At 63.2% G+C, this 16,539-nt stretch carries 18 protein-coding genes and 1 riboswitch; of the genes, 12 read left to right on the top strand and 6 right to left on the bottom strand.

Translation table 11 applies throughout. The features are described 5' to 3' along the window. Both YUU_RS0135000 and YUU_RS0134995 read right to left on the bottom strand, forming a co-directional pair. Window positions 1-1,215 carry a CaiB/BaiF CoA-transferase family protein gene (locus YUU_RS0135000; protein ID WP_027526534.1) on the bottom strand — a complete coding sequence of 405 codons (1,215 nt, stop codon included), beginning with the start codon at window positions 1,213-1,215 and terminating at the stop codon, window positions 1-3. Then, window positions 1,212-2,147, bottom strand: coding sequence for a hydroxymethylglutaryl-CoA lyase (locus tag YUU_RS0134995; protein ID WP_027526533.1), 936 nt, complete (start codon window positions 2,145-2,147; stop codon window positions 1,212-1,214). Before YUU_RS0134995 ends, YUU_RS0135000 begins: the two co-directional genes overlap by 4 nt. Before the next feature lie 85 nt (window positions 2,148-2,232). Between YUU_RS0134995 and YUU_RS0134990 the strand changes: the two genes are divergently transcribed. The 3 genes from YUU_RS0134990 (at window position 2,233) to YUU_RS0134975 (ending at window position 5,442) form a co-directional block, all read left to right on the top strand. Further along, a complete protein-coding gene (locus YUU_RS0134990; protein ID WP_027526532.1) occupies window positions 2,233-3,144 on the top strand; it encodes a GntR family transcriptional regulator in 912 nt (303 codons plus the stop codon). Window positions 3,145-3,630: 486 nt separating this feature from the next. Beyond that, a complete protein-coding gene (locus tag YUU_RS0134985; protein ID WP_027526531.1) occupies window positions 3,631-3,924 on the top strand; it encodes a hypothetical protein in 294 nt (97 codons plus the stop codon). Between the two features lie 462 nt (window positions 3,925-4,386). Beyond that, window positions 4,387-5,442, top strand: a complete 1,056-nt coding sequence (locus tag YUU_RS0134975) for a class I SAM-dependent methyltransferase (RefSeq protein WP_027526530.1) — start codon at window positions 4,387-4,389, stop codon at window positions 5,440-5,442. 224 nt (window positions 5,443-5,666) lie between these two features. Here the strand turns inward: YUU_RS0134975 and YUU_RS52650 are convergent, their stop codons facing one another. Next, window positions 5,667-6,344: a DUF2278 family protein gene (locus tag YUU_RS52650; RefSeq protein WP_035664220.1), complete on the bottom strand. Its 678-nt coding sequence runs from the start codon at window positions 6,342-6,344 to the stop codon at window positions 5,667-5,669. A gap of 307 nt (window positions 6,345-6,651) precedes the next feature. Here YUU_RS52650 and YUU_RS0134960 point away from each other — a divergent pair, with 307 nt between their 5' ends. Further along, entirely contained in the window at window positions 6,652-7,500 is an 849-nt protein-coding gene (locus YUU_RS0134960; RefSeq protein ID WP_051390042.1) for a nucleotidyltransferase domain-containing protein, read from the top strand. A 24-nt stretch (window positions 7,501-7,524) separates the two neighbouring features. On the opposite strand, the gene YUU_RS0134955 is transcribed toward YUU_RS0134960, so the two are convergent. Then, window positions 7,525-8,367, bottom strand: a complete 843-nt coding sequence (locus YUU_RS0134955; RefSeq protein WP_027526528.1) for a DUF1194 domain-containing protein — start codon at window positions 8,365-8,367, stop codon at window positions 7,525-7,527. Window positions 8,368-8,671: 304 nt separating this feature from the next. Further along, a riboswitch (Fluoride riboswitch) is annotated at window positions 8,672-8,748 on the top strand. Between the two features lie 37 nt (window positions 8,749-8,785). Between YUU_RS0134955 and YUU_RS0134950 the strand changes: the two genes are divergently transcribed. The 7 genes from YUU_RS0134950 to YUU_RS0134920 all read left to right on the top strand — a co-directional run bounded on the left by YUU_RS0134950 (window position 8,786) and on the right by YUU_RS0134920 (window position 14,173). After that, complete coding sequence (locus tag YUU_RS0134950) at window positions 8,786-10,051, top strand: MFS transporter (RefSeq protein WP_051390041.1); 1,266 nt, start codon at window positions 8,786-8,788, stop codon at window positions 10,049-10,051. A 25-nt stretch (window positions 10,052-10,076) separates the two neighbouring features. Beyond that, window positions 10,077-10,466, top strand: coding sequence for a fluoride efflux transporter CrcB (gene crcB, locus YUU_RS0134945; RefSeq protein WP_027526526.1), 390 nt, complete (start codon window positions 10,077-10,079; stop codon window positions 10,464-10,466). Window positions 10,467-10,471: 5 nt separating this feature from the next. Continuing rightward, window positions 10,472-10,900: a fluoride efflux transporter CrcB gene (gene crcB, locus YUU_RS0134940; protein ID WP_027526525.1), complete on the top strand. Its 429-nt coding sequence runs from the start codon at window positions 10,472-10,474 to the stop codon at window positions 10,898-10,900. Between the two features lie 2 nt (window positions 10,901-10,902). Beyond that, window positions 10,903-11,244: a DUF190 domain-containing protein gene (locus YUU_RS0134935; RefSeq protein ID WP_027526524.1), complete on the top strand. Its 342-nt coding sequence runs from the start codon at window positions 10,903-10,905 to the stop codon at window positions 11,242-11,244. A gap of 40 nt (window positions 11,245-11,284) precedes the next feature. After that, window positions 11,285-11,590 (top strand): ATP-dependent Clp protease adapter ClpS, encoded by a 306-nt coding sequence (gene clpS / locus YUU_RS0134930; protein ID WP_027526523.1) that lies wholly within the window; start codon window positions 11,285-11,287, stop codon window positions 11,588-11,590. A gap of 85 nt (window positions 11,591-11,675) precedes the next feature. Then, the gene (locus YUU_RS0134925) at window positions 11,676-12,446 is read left to right on the top strand and encodes a hypothetical protein (protein WP_027526522.1); all 771 of its coding nucleotides are present in this window, start codon (window positions 11,676-11,678) and stop codon (window positions 12,444-12,446) included. 248 nt (window positions 12,447-12,694) lie between these two features. Beyond that, the gene (locus YUU_RS0134920) at window positions 12,695-14,173 is read left to right on the top strand and encodes an FAD-dependent monooxygenase (protein WP_035664213.1); all 1,479 of its coding nucleotides are present in this window, start codon (window positions 12,695-12,697) and stop codon (window positions 14,171-14,173) included. An 80-nt stretch (window positions 14,174-14,253) separates the two neighbouring features. On the opposite strand, the gene YUU_RS0134915 is transcribed toward YUU_RS0134920, so the two are convergent. Continuing rightward, entirely contained in the window at window positions 14,254-15,435 is a 1,182-nt protein-coding gene (locus YUU_RS0134915; RefSeq protein WP_027526520.1) for a radical SAM protein, read from the bottom strand. 181 nt (window positions 15,436-15,616) lie between these two features. On the opposite strand from YUU_RS0134915, the gene YUU_RS59180 reads away from it, so the two are divergent. After that, entirely contained in the window at window positions 15,617-15,892 is a 276-nt protein-coding gene (locus YUU_RS59180) for a hypothetical protein (protein ID WP_156944672.1), read from the top strand. Window positions 15,893-15,926: 34 nt separating this feature from the next. Here YUU_RS59180 and YUU_RS57045 read toward each other — a convergent pair whose 3' ends face one another. Beyond that, complete coding sequence (locus YUU_RS57045) at window positions 15,927-16,283, bottom strand: N-acetyltransferase (RefSeq protein WP_245288180.1); 357 nt, start codon at window positions 16,281-16,283, stop codon at window positions 15,927-15,929. Window positions 16,284-16,539 lie beyond the last annotated feature (256 nt).

The following is a 16,539-nucleotide window of genomic DNA, read 5'->3' as shown; positions in this document are numbered from 1 at the left end:
TCAGGACGGCGCGACCCTGATTGTTCCGGCTTGTCGCAGCGCTTCGATCTCGTTCTGGGAAAGGCCGATCTCGCTCAGGATCTCGCTCGTCTGCTCGCCGATCTGCGGCGGATCGTAGCGGTTGGGCAGGCGGCGGCCGTCCATGGAGATCGGCAACAGCGGCGTTCTCGCCTCGCCGCCGTCAGGCAGGCGAATGTCGGTCAGCCCACCCGACTGGTTGAGATGCGGGTCATCGAAGAGATCGCCGGGTTTGTTCACCGGCGCGTAGGGCAGATCGAGCTGCTCAAGGCGTGCGGCGAGATCGGCCTTGTCCCATTGCTTGAAGATGTCAGCGATTTCGGGGATCAGCCAGCCGCGATGGTCGACGCGGTCGTTGCTCGTCGCAAAGCGCGGATCGGTAAGCCAGGCTTCGCGATCGAAGGCGCGGCAGAACGCCTCCCATTGCTCTTCACCGACGATGGTGACGAACAGCTTTGAGCCGTCTCTGGTGTCGAAGAGGTCGTAGACCGGCCAGGGGCTGTCCTTGATCGAATAGGGGATCGACGGCTGGCCGCTGACCACCTCGCACATCATGGCCTGCGCCATCAGGAACACGTTGTTCTCGTACAGTGCGCTCTGGATATAACGACCGCGGCCGGTGCGCTGCCGCTCGGCGAGCGCAGCCTGGATTGCGATCACGCCGAACATGCCGCCCATGATGTCGTTGACCGAGGCGCCGGCGCGCATCGGCCGGTCCGGCAGTCCGGTCATGTAGGCGAGGCCGCCCATCATCTGCACGACCTCGTCGAGCGCGAGGCGATTTTCGTAAGGGCCGGGAAGATATCCTTTGAGCGAGCAATAGATCAGGCGTGGCGCGAAGGCCACCACCGTCTCGTAGTCGAGGCCGACGCGCTTCAACAGACCCGGCCGGAAATTCTCGATGAGGACGTCGCTGCTCTCGATCAACCTTCGTGCGATGTTCTGGCCTTCCGCGGTCGACGTATCCAGCGCGATGCTGCGCTTGTTGCGGCTGTAGGTGGCGAAGAAGCCGGCGGCAGGGCCCTTGAAATAGCGGGTGCGGTCGCCTTTGGGCGGCTCGACCTTGATCACGTCCGCGCCGAGATCGGCGAGGATCAGCCCGCAGCTCGGTCCCATCACCATCTGGCTGAACTCGATGACGCGAAGGCCGGCCAGCGGACGAAGCTCCGATGCGGTCTCGCGCATGGAAGCCGTCATGCCGCCCTCCGCAGCACCTTGGGGATGCCCGCCTCGTGCAGATGCCCCGTCAGATGTTTTGCCGGGATGTGACGGGCGAGAATCTCGCGGGTTTGCATCAGGCGATCGAGATCAATGCCGGTGGACAGGCCCATCCGCTCCAGCATGAACACGAGATCCTCGGTGACGATGTTGCCGCGCGCACCCGGGGCAAAGGGGCAGCCGCCGAGTCCGGAGACCGCCGCATCGAAACGGCGGATGCCTGCCTCAAGGCCAGCGACGGCATTTGCGAGGCCCGCGCCGAGCGTGTCGTGCAGATGCAGCCGCAGCGTCATCTGCGATCCGACCTCGCGCCTGACAGCCTCGACAATCTGCCCGATCAGTTTCGGGGTGGCATAGCCGACAGTGTCGGCAAGCCCGATCTCGTCGGCGCGACCCTCGGCAAAGGCGCGCGCAAGCCGGCACACGGCCGCTTCGCTGACCTCGCCTTCCAGTGAGCAACCGAAGGAGGTGGAGATCGCGCCCATCAGTTGCGGCCGCTGGTCCAACGGACGGGCGTCGATCGCGGCGCGGACCGCGCGAAATCCCTCGAGCTGCTCTTCGACCGAGCGCCGCACATTGGCGCGGTTGTGCGTCTCGCTTGCCGAGATGACGAAATAGACGGCGTTGACGCCGGCGGCGATGGCGCGCTCGGCGCCCTTCGGGTTCGGCACCAGCGCGCCGATGGTTGCCGTCTTGTGCGTGAGTGCATGCGCCATCACCGCATCGACGTCGGCGAATTGCGGCACGACCTTTGGCGGGACGAAGGATCCGGCATCGATCTCGCGCACGCCGGCGGCAGCGATCGTATCGATCAGCGCGCATTTGGCTTCGGTGGGAACGAACACATCCAGATTTTGGAGACCATCGCGGGGAGCGACCTCGCAAATATGGACATCCGGCGCGCGCGCCATCGGGCTCTCCCTTGATTGTATATTGTTGCATAAAAGAACAATCCATGGGACAGTCTGTCAAGCCCTAAACTTTGCGTGCACTGCAATGACCGCGTCCGACAGTTCCCGACTGCGCGCCGCCAAAAACGGCGGTTCCGAGCGTGCCGAGCATCTCGCCGGCCTGATCATGGCGCTCGCCCGCCGCGAAGGCATGAAGGCCGGCGATCGCTTGATCGAACAAAGACTTGCGGATGCGCTGGACCTTTCACGCGCGCCGATCCGGCTCGGCCTGAAGGCTCTGGAGGCGGCAGGGCTTGCGCGCGGCGAGCCGCATCGCGGCTTCGTGCTGGCGAAGAATCCGAGCAGCGGCGCGGCCCAACCGGCGCTCGCGGCCGTCGGGCGCAGCGAGCAGGTCTACGCGACAATCGCGGGCGACGTGCTCGCGAGCCGGCTGCCGGCCGATGTCACCGAGGCGGAGCTGATGCGCCGCTATGATCTGAGCCGAGCCGAGCTGCAGCGGCTGCTCGACCGGATCGCTGCCGAGGGCTGGATCGCGCGCCTGCCGGGCTATGGCTGGCGCTTTGGGGAAACGGTCTCCAGCCCCGAAGCGCAGGCCAAGGCGATGGCGTTTCGCGCGGTGATCGAGCCGGCGGCGATCGCGCAGCCCGATTTCATGCTGTCGCAGGAGGTGATCGCACGTTTGCGCGAGCGCCAGCTGCGCGTCCTGGAAGGCGAACTCGAGAAGATGACGATCGGAGAGATCTATCACTCCGGCTGCGAGTTTCATGAAGAGATCATCCGCGGGGCGGGCAATCCGTTCTTCGTGGAAGCGCTCAAGCGGGTGAACTCGATCAGGCGCCTGTTCGCCTATCGCAGTTTCGCCGACCGTGACGGCATGCGCCGGCACGTGCGTGAGCATCTGCGCCTGCTCGACCTCCTGGAAGCGCGGCGCTACGCCGAGGCGGCGGAGCTGATGGCAAAACACCTGCAACGCCCGCTGGTAGCCGGCTTGTCTTGAGGCCCGAGGCCTGCGTGGTCGCTGCTTCTCCCGCGATTGGTGACAAAAATGTCGCACGCTCGGAAAAGATAAGTGCCTGGCTTTGAAACTGGCCGATCTGCCGGCCCAGCCAGTCCAGAATCTGCTAATGTCCGCAATTATTACCTGTTCTTTTTAATACGGAACGACTCAAGTGATCATTGAAATCGCTTGTTCTGTAATTTGCATCGTCGCGATGCGGGCTATCTCGAAGACATACAGGCGACGGCGAGACGTACTTTATGGCCCGTATATGACCCCGGCCGATTGATCGCCCGGCGGCGAGGTCGGCTTTGTCGTCAGCTTCCCCAAATTCGAGGCGAAACGTCCCGCCAAGGTGAACGGCAGCGCTCGTCGATGGCACGTGTGATTGCCACCCAAAAGAATGCGCCTGCCACCTGAATTGGCAGATAGGAAAATCCGCCTACCAGCGACTACTCTGGCAAAACATACCGCCGGAGCATTGCCATGTCGGCTCAGATTATTCAGTTCAGCAAATATCAGAGATCTCGTGAACTCGCTCGGATGCCCAGCGACATCGAAAGAAGCCTGACCAAGCTAAGCGAACTGGCCGCCCAAGTGTTCAAGGCTTTACGAGACGATGCAGTCGCTGGCCCCTCTCAGTTGAGCACTCGACAGCAGACACAGCCCATTGAACCAAGGCTCGACCGCCTGCCGCTTCCGTCATCTGACCTCCAGCGCGACCTTGGTCCGGACGCAAGCGGGCTGCGATGGCTCAATGGACAAGACGACAATTCCTGATTGTCCGAGAATGGGATCGTTGGATCGCGAGGCAACGATTGCCGCGCTATCGAACCACGCGCAAAAAAACTCTCGAATTCTTCCTCGAACTTCAAAGTGCCAAGTCGCCCCTCCTGGATTTCAATCCACGCGGACGCGACAAATGGGAGATCGTGCATCGTTGGTTGGTAATTGCGGGGCGGGTGCCGGACGGCAGGCCGCGCTCAAAATAGGCAACCCATTCAAGACGCCCGGACTCCACTCAGCCACGCCCTCGGCGCGACTGGACCTTCTCCGAGAGCCGGTTCCCGCCGAGCTCACGACGAGGTTTGCGCCGACACGTTGAACCTGCAGCGCGCCGGATTGACCCACATAGAGGACCCGCGGTTTTTCGAGAGCGTCCCTCTCCTAGCGGCCGATGGCTTGCGCGCAGTCCGGCAAAGCGCAACTGCTGGTAACGCCCCACATCGCATGGAGGCCGTCATGGAAGTCAATTCCGACAAGTTGAATGCCTTTATGGGCAAGATGATCACGGAGGTCGGCGCGGCGATGAATGCATCGCTGGTCCTGCTCGGCGACAAGCTCGGCCTCTACCGCGCCCTCGCCAAGGGACCGATGAACTCCGCCGAGCTCGCGAGCGCCACCGGAACGAAGGAGCGCTACATCCGCGAGTGGCTGGCGAGCCAGGCTGCGTCGGGTTACGTCGAATACGATTCCGCGTCGGGCAAGTTCTCGATGCTGCCAGAGCAGGCGATGGCGCTTGCCGACGAGGAGAGCCCGGTGTTCCTCGGCGCGGTGGGCAATGTCATTGCCGCGGCGTTCCTCGACGAGCCGAAGGTCACGGACGCCTTCAAGACCGGCAAGGGTGTCGGCTGGAACCGGCGCAGCGAGTGCCTGTTCTGCGGCACCGCCCGCTTCTTCCGCACCGGCTACAAGCATCATCTGGTGCAGGAGTGGCTGCCCGCGCTCGAGGGCGTGGTGGAAAAGCTCAAGCGCGGCGCCAAGGTCGCCGATGTCGGCTGCGGGCACGGCGTCTCGACACGGCTGATGGCGGAAGCCTTCCCGAACTCCCGCTTCTACGGTTTTGACTATCACGAAGGCTCGATCGAGACCGCACGCCGGTCGGCCGCCGAAGCCAAGCTCGGCGACCGCGTCAGCTTCGCCGTTCACTCGGCCAAGACCTATCCGGCCGAAGGCTATGATCTCGTCTGCTTCTTCGACTGCCTGCACGACATGGGCGACCCCGTCGGCGCGATCAGCCACGTGCGCGAATCCATGGCGAAAGACGGCACCTGCATGCTGGTCGAGCCGTTCGCCAATGACCGCCTCGAAGACAACCTCAACCCGGTGGGGCGCGTCTATTACGCGGCATCGACCATGATCTGCACACCGGCATCGCTCGATCAGGAGGTCGGCATGGCCCTCGGTGCTCAGGCCGGCGAGGCAAGACTGCGCAAAGTTGCGCGCGAGGGCGGCTTGAGCCGCTTCCGTCGGGCCGCCGAGACGCCCTTCAACCTGATCCTGGAGGCGCGGATCTGACGTCGATCATGCCGGGCTCGGGTCTGCGCGCGACGTAGCCCTTGCGGCGCGGCCGCGGCGCAGACCTCCGAGACACGAAAGAGTTCGAGCAGCCCGGCGAGATCGGCGCTTTCAGCGAGTCTGGCTTTCGCCATTCCGCCGATTGACGGCCTCACCTGCGCATCATCGAACCGACCCTTGCAAAGCTCGACGCGTCGATGGCTTCAGGACGAGCTCGCGCCGCGCTAGTCGAGCGGCGCGCCGGTGCGATCATCGGTGTGGAGCGATTGCGTCTGGAAGCGCACGAACAGCGCGACGATCTCCTGCCCCTTGTCGAACGAAATGAACAGCGCGCCATCGCCATGGGTGCGGTTGTCGCTCGCGAACTGCCCGCGATTGCCCTGCATCATGTGGATGTCGTGAATCCCGCGCTCGGGCCGGAAGTGGAAATACTTGTCGGTCTGACCGTGGTCTTCAAAATATTCGCCGAACGCGACCACCATGGCGTGACGGTCCGCCTTCGCCCGCTTGATGTTGGCGTTGAGCAGGTTCTTCAGCGACACGCCGCGGCCCGTCGCCGGGATCGGCTGCATCGCATCGACCGGGAAGAGCTTGTCGCGGAGATAATCAAGCCCGCCCGAGCCTGACGGACCAGTCTCGAGCCGCCGGAAGCCGCGGTTGCCTTGCAGATACGGCTTCAGATCCAGAGTTCCCGACCTCGCGAAGTCGGCGTCGAAATAGGCCAGCACCTCACTGTCATCGACGGACTGGACGTTGACCGCGATCCGGTAGTCCCCGGCGCCACCCACGTGAATCTCGTAGTGCGGCGATGAGCCGTCCGAGCTTTGCAGGCCATCGACGACGGTTCCTACCAGGACACCATAGTGACGAATTGCACCCGGAGGTTTTCTGCGATGGGTCATGACGGCGATCCTCCTGTGAACATCGAGATCGTGCATGTCGCGTGACGTTCTCTCGACCGGAATGACAGGGACAGTAGATACGCCTTCACGGCGCCCGGGCGTGATCTAAACCACAGATTGAAAGGCATTTTGACGGCTCGCGGCAGGAACCCGCATCGCGAACGTCCACCGAACGGCCAACAAGTTGCGGTCTTTGCCTGCGCCGCGCGACTGACGGACGGCGGCAGCAGGGAGTTGACCATTGCCACAATCAGGACCATATCCGCCACCGGGCGCAAGCCGCGCGGGCTTCGGCGGGTTTCACCAGATGGCAGCGCAGACCGACATCCAGCGCGATCCGCTCATCGAGCGGGTGGTATCCACGCTTGGCGACGTGGCAGGCGTGGAGGCCATCGTGCTCGGCGGCTCGCGGGCGCGAGGGACGTCGCATGAAAACTCCGACTACGACATCGGGCTGTACTTCTCGGATAGCGGCAGCCTCGACATCGATCGCCTGCAACAGGCGGCGCGGCAGCTCGCCGACGATCCTGAGGCGACGACGGTCACCACGGTCGGCGAATGGGGGCCGTGGATCGTCGGCGGCGCCTGGCTGACGGTCGAAGGGCAGAAGGTCGATCTGCTCTACCGTAACATCGATGCGGTCCGCCGCACGATGCAGGCCTGCCGGGCGGGACAGATCAGCATGGACTATCAGCCCGGGCATCCGCACGGGTTCTGCTCGGCGATCTGGATGGGCGAGATCGCCTATTGTCAGGCGCTGCGCGACGAGCGCGCGGTGATTGCGGAGCTGAAGTCGATCGCACTGCCCTATCCAAAGCCGCTACGTGACGCGCTTATCCGGCGGTTCCGGTGGGAAATCCTGTTCAGCATCGAGAACGCCGAACTTGCCGTGCTGCACGAGGACCAGATCCATGTCGCAGGCTGCGCCTACCGTGCGCTCACCTGCGTCGCGCAGGTGCTGTTTGCGCTCAACGGGGAATATCTCATCAACGAGAAGGCGGCGTTGCAGCAGGCCGCAGAGTTTCCGCTGACAATTCCTGATCTGATGGAGCAGACCTCGGCGATCTGGCGGCGCATCGGAAACCACGCGTTCGGGACGGCGCTTTCGAACCTGCGCACAATCGAGCGGGAGCTGTCGACACTCGAACCGCATTGACGAGCAGGGTCGTCAGGTTCTCGCCTACCTGCCCCAGCGATCCTGCCAGATCTTTTCCCCGATCAGGCAGCTCACCCGCGGCTCTTTGTCGGCGACGTGCATGACTTTACGCTCGGGCGTGCGGCCGGCGACCTCCATCAGTAGCTTTGTGCGGATCGCCTCCTTGAACTTCTCGCGATCCTTGATCGCGATCACGAACGAGCCGGGACCGCCGATTACGCAGTCCTCGTAGTAATAGTCGAGATTGTCGATATCCATAGTCGAGTAAGACGGCTCTTTGACCATGATCGGCAGGCCGTTGATGACGATGCCCTTCTCCAGCGCCGCATCGCGCGACACGGTGACCGGCCCGCCATTGTTGTTGGGACCATCGCCCGAGATGTCGATGACGCGGCGTAGGCCCCGATAGGGATCCTCGTCGAACAGCGGGATCGCGAAATTGATCGCGCCGGAGATCGAGGTGCGCGAGGCGCGCCGGATCGGCGTCTTCAAAATTTCGGCGGCGACCGCATCCGCCGTCTCGGGCCCGTCGATCAATCGCCAGGGAATGATGATCTTCTGGTCGCTGGAAGCGGCCCATTCGAAATAGGTCACCGCGATCCGGCCGTTGGGCCCCGCCTTCAGCGCCTGGAGGAATTCCTTGGATTGTATCGCCTGGGCGTAGCCCTCGCGCTGGATCGCGAGCTCGTCCATATCCATCGAGTAGGAGACGTCGACCGCGAGGATCAGTTCGACATCGACGCTTTGCGCGTCCTTGTCTGCAGCTTGCTGCTGATACCTGGTTCCTGGCGCAGCGACGCTCGCAACGTCACCTCCGGCAAGCACGCCGGCCACTAGCACAGCCCCGATCGAGATCAGCAAGCGCATCGCGCCCTCCCGTCGTATGACGCGATGGTGACATGCAAATGCATTTAAGCAAAGCGCGAAGATCGACCTCGCTTCACATTCGAGTTAGGGATGCATACTGCTACGCAAAGCTGCCGCAGCTCCGCCATGGTCGCGTCGCTTCGCGCTGGCGATCTCCACCAACGTCATTCCGGGGCTCGCGAAGCGAGAATCCGGAATCTCGAGATTCCGGGTTCGGCTCTGCGAGCCGCCCGGGAATGACGGCATGGATGTGGAAGCAAAGACCGCACCCTATTGTGCGGCGCGATTTCCATGCTAGGCTTGTTACACAGATGGGGATGGAGTCCCCCGATAACCGCCCGACGATGTCAGATTGTATGGGCTGATGACTCCTGCTTGAGGTGAGGCATTCCGGAAAGCCTCGACCTTCGGCGGGAGCATGGATAACCCGCCGGTGGCGGGTTTTTTGTTGCCTGAATGCGAAGGGCAAGAGGTGACGACGGCGACGCCAAATCCATCCGTGACCGCGGTCCCCAGGGGAGTCTGGGTGCTCGGCTTCGTTTCGCTGCTGATGGACGTCTCCTCCGAGATGATCCACGCGCTGCTGCCGGTCTATCTGGTTACCGTGCTCGGCACCTCCACCATCACGGTCGGCATCATCGAGGGCATCGCCGAGGCGACCGCCTCGATCACGAAGATCTTCTCGGGCGCGCTGTCGGACTGGCTCGGCCGGCGCAAGCTGCTTGCAGCGCTCGGCTATGGGCTCGCCGCGTGCACCAAGCCGCTGTTTCCGCTGGCGCCCAGCGCCGGATGGCTGGTTGCGGCGCGCTTTATCGACCGCGTCGGCAAGGGTATCCGCGGCGCCCCGCGCGATGCGCTGATCGCCGACATTGCGCCGGCGCAATTGCGCGGTGCGAGCTTTGGCCTGCGCCAGTCGCTCGATACGATCGGCGCCTTCGTCGGGCCGCTCGCGGCGATCGGCCTGATGTGGTGGACGGCGGATGATTTTACGGCCGTGTTCTGGGTCGCGGTGCTGCCGGCGTTTCTCTCGTTTGCCCTGATAACGTTCGCGGTCAGCGAGCCCGCACCCGACGGGGCCCGCGAGCCGTCGCGAAACCCGCTCAACACCGCGGCGATGCGGCAGCTTGGCACGGCCTATTGGCGCGTCGTGGCGGTCGGCATCGTCTTCACGCTGGCGCGCTTCAGCGAGGCTTTTCTGATCCTGCGGGCGCAGAATATCGGGCTCAATGCGATGTGGGTACCGGCGGTGCTGGTGCTGATGAACATCGTCTATGCGCTCTCGGCCTATCCGGCCGGCGCCTTGTCCGACCGCATCAACCGCACCGCCCTGCTGGCGCTCGGGCTCGCTTTCCTCGCCGGTGCCGACCTGGCGCTTGCGCTGCTGCCGAGCCTTGCGGGCCTCGCGCTCGGCGTCGTGCTATGGGGCCTGCACATGGGACTGACGCAGGGGCTGTTCGCGGCGCTCGTTGCCGATACCGCGCCGCCAAGCTTGCGCGGCACCGCATTCGGCTATTTCAATCTGTTAACGGGGCTTGCGACGCTCGCGGCCAGCATACTCGCGGGCGCGCTGTGGGACGCCTATGGGCCGGCCGGCACCTTCCTTGCCGGGCTGGGCTTTGCGCTGATCTCGCTTTCGGGACTGCTTGCGATCGGCAAGAGCTTCACGAAGCCGGCGGGGCAGTGATGGGACAAGTGGGGGATCATTCGACGTGGTGAGCGGCGTTCTTGCAATCGTAATCGGCTGCGTGCTCGGCGGCTGCGCGCGATATTTTCTCTCCGGCGCGATCGCGCGGCGCTTCGGCGAGACCTTTCCCTGGGGCACGATGACCATCAACGTCACCGGTGCCTTCCTGATCGGCATTTTCGGCGCGCTGGCGACGCATCCAGGCTCGATCTTCGCCACCCCGACGCCATGGCTGTTCGCGGTGACCGGCTTCCTCGGCTGCTACACCACCGTGTCGTCCTTCAGCCTGCAGACGCTGACACTCGCGCGCAACGGCGAGCAACTTCACGCGCTCGGCAACATCGTGTTCTCGGTCGGCCTGTGCCTCACCGCCGTGACATGCGGCTTCCTGCTTGCGGACAGGCTCGGAGGCTAGAGGCGATGACCACCCTCACCTCCAAGGACCGCTGGCGCACTGCGGTGCTTTACGCCTGGGTCGCCGCCGGCAGCATCATCGGCGGGCTCGCGCGCTATTTCGTCGGTCTCCTGCTCGACACCGGCCCCGGCTTTCCCTTCGCGACGCTGTTCATCAACGCCACGGGATCCCTGATCATCGGCTTCTATGCGACGCTCACCGGCCCCGACGGCCGCGTGCTGGCGCGCCCTGAGCACCGGCAGTTCGTGATGACCGGCTTCTGCGGCGGCTACACCACCTTCTCGACCTTCAGCCTCGAGACGTTCCGCCTGTTCCATGGCGGCATGAAGTATACCGCGCTGGCCTACATCGCCACCTCGCTCATCTGCTGGCTGGTGTCGGTCTGGCTCGGCCATATGATGGCCGGCCGCTACAACCGCTTGAAAAGGAGCTGATCATGCAGATTCCCCATCAGGCAGTCCTGCTCCGCATCTTCATCGGCGAGAACGATCATTTCGACGGCAAGCCGCTCTATGAAGCGATCGTGATGAGCGCGCGCGAACGGCACCTTGCGGGCGCTACCGTGCTGCGCGGCCCGATGGGATACGGCAAATCGAGCCGGCTGCACACCTCGAAAATCCTGCGCCTCTCGGAGGATCTGCCGCTGGTGATCGAGATCGTCGACAGCGAGGACAACATCAACGCATTCCTGCCCATCCTGGATGGCATGATGTCGAGCGGGCTGATCACCTTGGAGAAGGTGCAGGTCCTCCAATATGGTGAGAAGGCCGCGCCCTAAGCGCCCGCGGCTGGAACCCCAGACGTTCCTCGGAGGCGGAATGAACGACACCGTCACCAAGCCTAAACCTAAGACGAAGACCAAGGTCGAGCGGCCGCGGCTACACAAGGTGATCCTGCTCAACGACGACTTCACGCCGCGCGATTTCGTCACCCTGGTGCTGAAGGCCGAATTCCGCATGACCGCGGATCAGGCGTACAAGGTCATGATCACTGCGCACAAGCTGGGCGCCTGCGTGGTCGCCGTCTTCACCAAGGACGTCGCCGAGACCAAGGCGACGCGCGCCACCGACGCCGGCCGCGCCAAGGGCTATCCGCTGCTGTTCACTACCGAGCCCGAGGAATAGAGCGCGCCAGTCTGCCGCACGCATTTGCGTCAATTTTACCGATCGGCGCTACCACAGGTTCAATCTCCTGTGGCAGCACCATGCGATGACAATCGCACTGCGCAAGCAACTCGAGCTCCGGCCCGCCCGCCCCGAGACCTCGTTCGGCCCCTTCAAGCTTCTGCATGCCCTGCCCTGGCTGATCCTGGCGGCCGCCATGCGGGTGATCGCGTTCGGCGGCGGCCCTGCGGCGCTGCCGGCGACGATCGTTTCCGACTTGTCGGTGCTGCTGGCCTTCTTTGCGACAGCGCAGCGCTCGATCGAATCCGCCGGCGGTAAATCCTCCCTCGGCGAGCTGACGATGGGTGAGCAGTTCAAGCTCTCTTTCGCGATCTTCTGGCGGATCACGCTCCTGATGATCGCCGTGTCCATCGGCACCGAGGCAATCGGCTATGGCGCATGGTCGCGGCACCTGATGGCCGGGCTCGACGGCATGGCTTTCGACCAGTTCACCCACGTCGGACGGTTCTGGAGCGCATTGATCGCCACACTGGTGCTCCTCATCATCGTCCATGCCGAACGCAACGACGGCGAGATCGCGCTGTTTGCCGCGATTGCCGAGTTCGCGCGGCGTGGGCTGTGGCTCGGAGCCGCCGTGATCGTGCTCGGCGTGGTCAACATCGCACTTTTCTATGGGCAGGAGCTGGTTCGCAGCGCGATCTGGAATTTCTGGCAGACCTCGTCAGCGAGCCAGTTCATCAAGAACCTGATCTATTTCGTCTTCATCTTCAGCTTCGCCATGCTGCGGCTATGGATCACCCTGACGATCCTGACACTCGGCTTGAAGCAGTCGCATATACATAGGGATCGCAGTTAGTTGCAGCGCCCAGTTAAAGGTGCGCGATAATCTGAAGCGCACCGATTAGCGCCCGGACCCAGGCCTGACGGCCGAGGGGCAGAAAGACGCCTCGATAACGATCCGGGAAAAACCGCTCTGTCGCGGACGGACGGAGGACGGCAACACCGCTCCTCCCAGCTTGATATGTAGCTTGCAAGGGGCTTGCTTCAAGACCCCGACCATCCCGTAGAACCGCCGACCCAAGACCAAATCTACGGGAGCACGGAATGACTGAATTGCTGTCGACCAGGCATGCGGTGATGATCGTCGGAGCAGGCCCGACGGGATTGATGCTGGGCGGCGAGTTGGCGTTGGCGGGTATCGACGTCGCCATCGTCGAGCGGCGGGTCAGCCAGGACCTCATCGGCTCGCGCGCGGGCGGATTGCATGCACGCACCATTGAGGTGCTCGATCAACGCGGACTGGCCGACCGGTTCCTTGCACAGGGCCAGGTGGCGCAAATTGCGGGCTTCGCCTGGATCCGACTGGACATCAGCGACTTTCCGAGCCGACACCCCTACGGGCTCGCGCTGCAGCAAAACCAGATCGAGCGCATCCTCGCCGACTGGGTCGATGAAATGGAGGTACCGATCTATCGCGGACGCGAGGTGACTGACATCTCGCAAGACGAGACCGGCGTCGACGTCGCGCTCGCCGATGGTTGTTCGCTGCGGGCGGAATATCTCGTCGGGTGCGACGGCGGACGCAGCGCGATCCGGAAGAGTGCCGGCATCGATTTCCCCGGCTGGGACCCGACGATCAGTTGCCTGCTCGCCGAGATCGAGACAGCCAAAGAGCCGCAATGGGGCCTTCGCCGCGATGACAGGGGCATCCATGGCCTCTCTCGCCTGGAGAACGGCACGGTGCGCGTTATGGTAACCGAACGGCACGTCGGACAAACGGCTGAGCCCACGCTGCGCGATCTCAGCGAGGCGCTCATCGCGGTCTATGGCACCGACTACGGAATCCACAATCCCACCTCGATCTCCAGATTCACGGACATGACGCGGCAGGCGTCATCCTACCGGAGCGGACGGGTCCTGCTGGCCGGCGATGCCGCACATGTCCATCCGCCGATGGGTGGACAGGGCCTCCAGATCGGCGTGCAGGACGCGGTGAATCTGGGATGGAAGCTTGCCCAGGTGATGAACGGCACCTCGCCGGAAACTCTCCTCGACACCTATCATTCCGAACGCCACCCGGTCGCCGCGCGCGTCCTGCACAACACGATGGCGCAGACCGCGCTGCTCCGCCACGACGACCGCATCGAGGCGTTGCGCGAGGTCGTGTCCGGGCTGCTCGGTATGGACGAGCCGCGCAAGCGGGTCGCCGCGATGATGTCGGGTCTCGACGTTCGCTACGATCTCGGCGAGGGACATCCGCTGCTCGGACGCCGTATGCCCGATCTCGATCTCGTTACAGCGAGGGGTCCGCTACGGGTCTTCGGTCTTCTGCACGATGCACGACCGGTTCTGCTCAATTTCGGTGAGCCCATCGGCCTCGACATCGCGCCGTGGCGCGATCGAGTTCAGACGATCGATGCAAGGTGCGCCGCGACTTGGGAGCTTCCGGTGATCGGCGCTGTAGCGGCGCCCGACGCCGCACTGGTTCGGCCTGACGGCCATGTGGCGTGGGTGGGCGACCGGACGCGGTCAGGGCTCGCCGACGCGCTCACCACATGGTTCGGACCGCCCGCTGCGGCGTAGTGTGGGCTTCCGTGTCCCAAAGCGCGATGACCAGGCAATCACGCACTTTCCAACTCTGCTCTCACGGTTCGCGCGGTCCGTTAGGTGCCTGCCAACGTGTCGCGCACATTGATGCGGCCGCCGTCCGGCTTGCTGACATAGAGATGGCTCTCCAGTACCGACTGCATGTTCTCAAACATCGCATAGAGATCGTCGCAATAGACCGACGGATTGTCGTAGCCGTTCTTCCTGGAGAAACGATGCGGAAGATAGCCTCCTCCGCAGGCGTTCATGAACTTGCATTGGCGACACTTCGCGCAAAGATTGATTGACGCATCGCGCGCGGCTTTCCAGCGAGGCTCATTCCTGACCTCGTCGATCGCATGATCGAAGATGTTGAACTTGGTGTTGGTGAAGCCGTCGCCTGCAATCCGCAGCACATCGTGGGCCTCCACGGTGCCATCGGTCATGACGGTGCAAAGCTCGACGGGTTTGTGGCCCACGCCCTCGGTCGGCGAATTGTTGCCGAGCAGGGCCGTAATCATGTCGGAAACGATGCGGATATTGGTCGTCGGCCTCGTGCGATTTGCCTCCAGCCACAGTTCGAACAGGCCCTTGTAGAACGCCGCAATGGACGGTGGCCTCTCATCCAGCGTCGCATCGGGGATCATGATATCGTAGTTGGAGATTCCACACGCGGCGAAAAAATCGGCGTATTGCTGCGGCGCGTAAGCGGGATTGCAGACTGCCAGGGCAATGACGCCGATGTCGCGCGATACCAGCATGCGCGCGGCACGTTCCACGGCGGCATGGGTGCCCGTACCCTGAAACGTCCTGCGATGGAGGTCGTGAATATGTGCCGGCCCGTCCAGGCTGATCGCAACCGAAATGTTGCGGGCCTCGAAGCAGGCCAGCCATTCGTCATCGATCAACACGCCGTTGGTCGTGACCGCGATGGGTATGTCGCAGCCAGTCCGTGATGAAATGCCTTCGCAGGCCTCGGCAAAGCGGTGGAAGTTCTCGACGCCCCACAGCAACGGCTCGCCGCCGTGCAGAATGATGGGAAAATCGACGAGGGAGTATCTGACGACGTGCTCCTTGATGCGTTGCAGCAATCGATGCTGCACGTCAGGGCTCATCAGCTTGGGCTTGCTATAAACGGACGCGTCGCGGAACCAGTAACAATAGGAGCAGTCGATATTGCATCTCGTTGCGACCTTGACCAGCAACTGCGTGATCGGCTGATCCTCGAAGGCGGCACAATCTGAACTGTCAGCCGACATGCCGATACCGCGACGGGCTTGGAGGAACTACCTAGTACCCTCGAACAAATCCCCCTCGGCGGAACGCGCCCACGCCGGGAGCGTATCCCCCTCTGCGAAAGGCGCCAGCATTTGGCCCTTTGGCAAAACCTCCTCGTCTGAAAGCAGCCTGGGTCACTACGGGTTCGCCGGAGACAACGCCTTGCTCCGCACCCTGCCCGCGCAGATCGTTCAGCAATGCGCCGATGCCCTGATGATCGCTCTGAATTGTTGCGCCTGGCCCATGCAGCTGTATGAGGCTCGCCAAAACCTTCAGGGTCGTAATCGGCATGGCCGTGCTCCTCTTTTCGCGACGCAGTGCAGGATCGAACGAAAGGCCGGCATATCGGACCGGCTGAGCAACGACAAACAGTATACCTTTCCTGCTGCAACGGCAATGTGTCGAGGCGGGCGGCCGGACTTCTCTGAAACAGACTGAGTACGCGTCCTAAGCCACCACCACCGGCGCTTCCTCAGCCTGCCCTCAAACGCGCTGCGGCTTCGGGCCAATGGACGCGCAGGACAGTCTTTCCACCCGCAGCGGGAATTCTGGAACTGTGCTTCTCTACGACGCGGCCACCAAGCCGTTCATAGAAACGAACGCCGCCTATGTTCGCCTCGAAGACCCACAAGTGCAATCCGGCGCCAGTCGCCATTGACGAGAGTTGAGCGGCGGCGGCACGAAAGAGCTGCTCACCTATTCCTTGACCGCGAGCCTGCGGGCGAACGTGAAGATTGCCTATCAGACTTCCCCAAACAGGATCGACATCACAATAGCTACCGACAAAGGCCTGCACGCGCCCGGCCAGGTCACAGGCAACGTTGATCAACTGCGTTGCGGAACGATCGCGCAGCCGTTTCGACCAGACCGCGAGCCGGTCGGCTTCGATGCCGCCGCTCAGAAATTTCGGCGCAAGGTCGGCATACGCGTCACGCCAGTTTGAGACGTGAATCGCAGCGATGCGCGCAGCGTCCTCCTACAGCGGCTCTCGGACGTCAAGCTGATCCCGGATCATTCGAAGACGCGCCTGTGGGCGACTTGGCCGACCAGGGTGCTCACGCCTAACGGGGATTGATCCAGTCCCT

The organism is Bradyrhizobium sp. Ec3.3 (assembly GCF_000472925.1).
Taxonomy (GTDB): domain Bacteria; phylum Pseudomonadota; class Alphaproteobacteria; order Rhizobiales; family Xanthobacteraceae; genus Bradyrhizobium.
Note: the sequence above shows the minus strand (reverse complement) of the source record. Positions and strands in the feature narration are given on the sequence as shown.

Bases quoted from the DNA above. Each gene is read 5' to 3' on its own strand.
- YUU_RS0134990 (WP_027526532.1), top strand. From the start codon at position 2,233: ATGACCGCGTCCGACAGTTCCCGACTGCGCGCCGCCAAAAACGGCGGT.
- clpS (WP_027526523.1), top strand. From the start codon at position 11,285: ATGAACGACACCGTCACCAAGCCTAAACCTAAGACGAAGACCAAGGTC.
- YUU_RS0134935 (WP_027526524.1), top strand. From the start codon at position 10,903: ATGCAGATTCCCCATCAGGCAGTCCTGCTCCGCATCTTCATCGGCGAG.
- YUU_RS0134955 (WP_027526528.1), bottom strand. From the start codon at position 8,367: ATGCGCTTGCTGATCTCGATCGGGGCTGTGCTAGTGGCCGGCGTGCTT.
- YUU_RS0134925 (WP_027526522.1), top strand. From the start codon at position 11,676: ATGACAATCGCACTGCGCAAGCAACTCGAGCTCCGGCCCGCCCGCCCC.
- YUU_RS0134975 (WP_027526530.1), top strand. From the start codon at position 4,387: ATGGAAGTCAATTCCGACAAGTTGAATGCCTTTATGGGCAAGATGATC.
- crcB (WP_027526525.1), top strand. From the start codon at position 10,472: ATGACCACCCTCACCTCCAAGGACCGCTGGCGCACTGCGGTGCTTTAC.
- YUU_RS52650 (WP_035664220.1), bottom strand. From the start codon at position 6,344: ATGACCCATCGCAGAAAACCTCCGGGTGCAATTCGTCACTATGGTGTC.
- YUU_RS0134915 (WP_027526520.1), bottom strand. From the start codon at position 15,435: ATGTCGGCTGACAGTTCAGATTGTGCCGCCTTCGAGGATCAGCCGATC.
- YUU_RS0134960 (WP_051390042.1), top strand. From the start codon at position 6,652: ATGGCAGCGCAGACCGACATCCAGCGCGATCCGCTCATCGAGCGGGTG.
- YUU_RS0134920 (WP_035664213.1), top strand. From the start codon at position 12,695: ATGACTGAATTGCTGTCGACCAGGCATGCGGTGATGATCGTCGGAGCA.
- YUU_RS0134950 (WP_051390041.1), top strand. From the start codon at position 8,786: ATGGATAACCCGCCGGTGGCGGGTTTTTTGTTGCCTGAATGCGAAGGG.
- YUU_RS0134995 (WP_027526533.1), bottom strand. From the start codon at position 2,147: ATGGCGCGCGCGCCGGATGTCCATATTTGCGAGGTCGCTCCCCGCGAT.
- YUU_RS0134985 (WP_027526531.1), top strand. From the start codon at position 3,631: ATGTCGGCTCAGATTATTCAGTTCAGCAAATATCAGAGATCTCGTGAA.
- YUU_RS0135000 (WP_027526534.1), bottom strand. From the start codon at position 1,215: ATGACGGCTTCCATGCGCGAGACCGCATCGGAGCTTCGTCCGCTGGCC.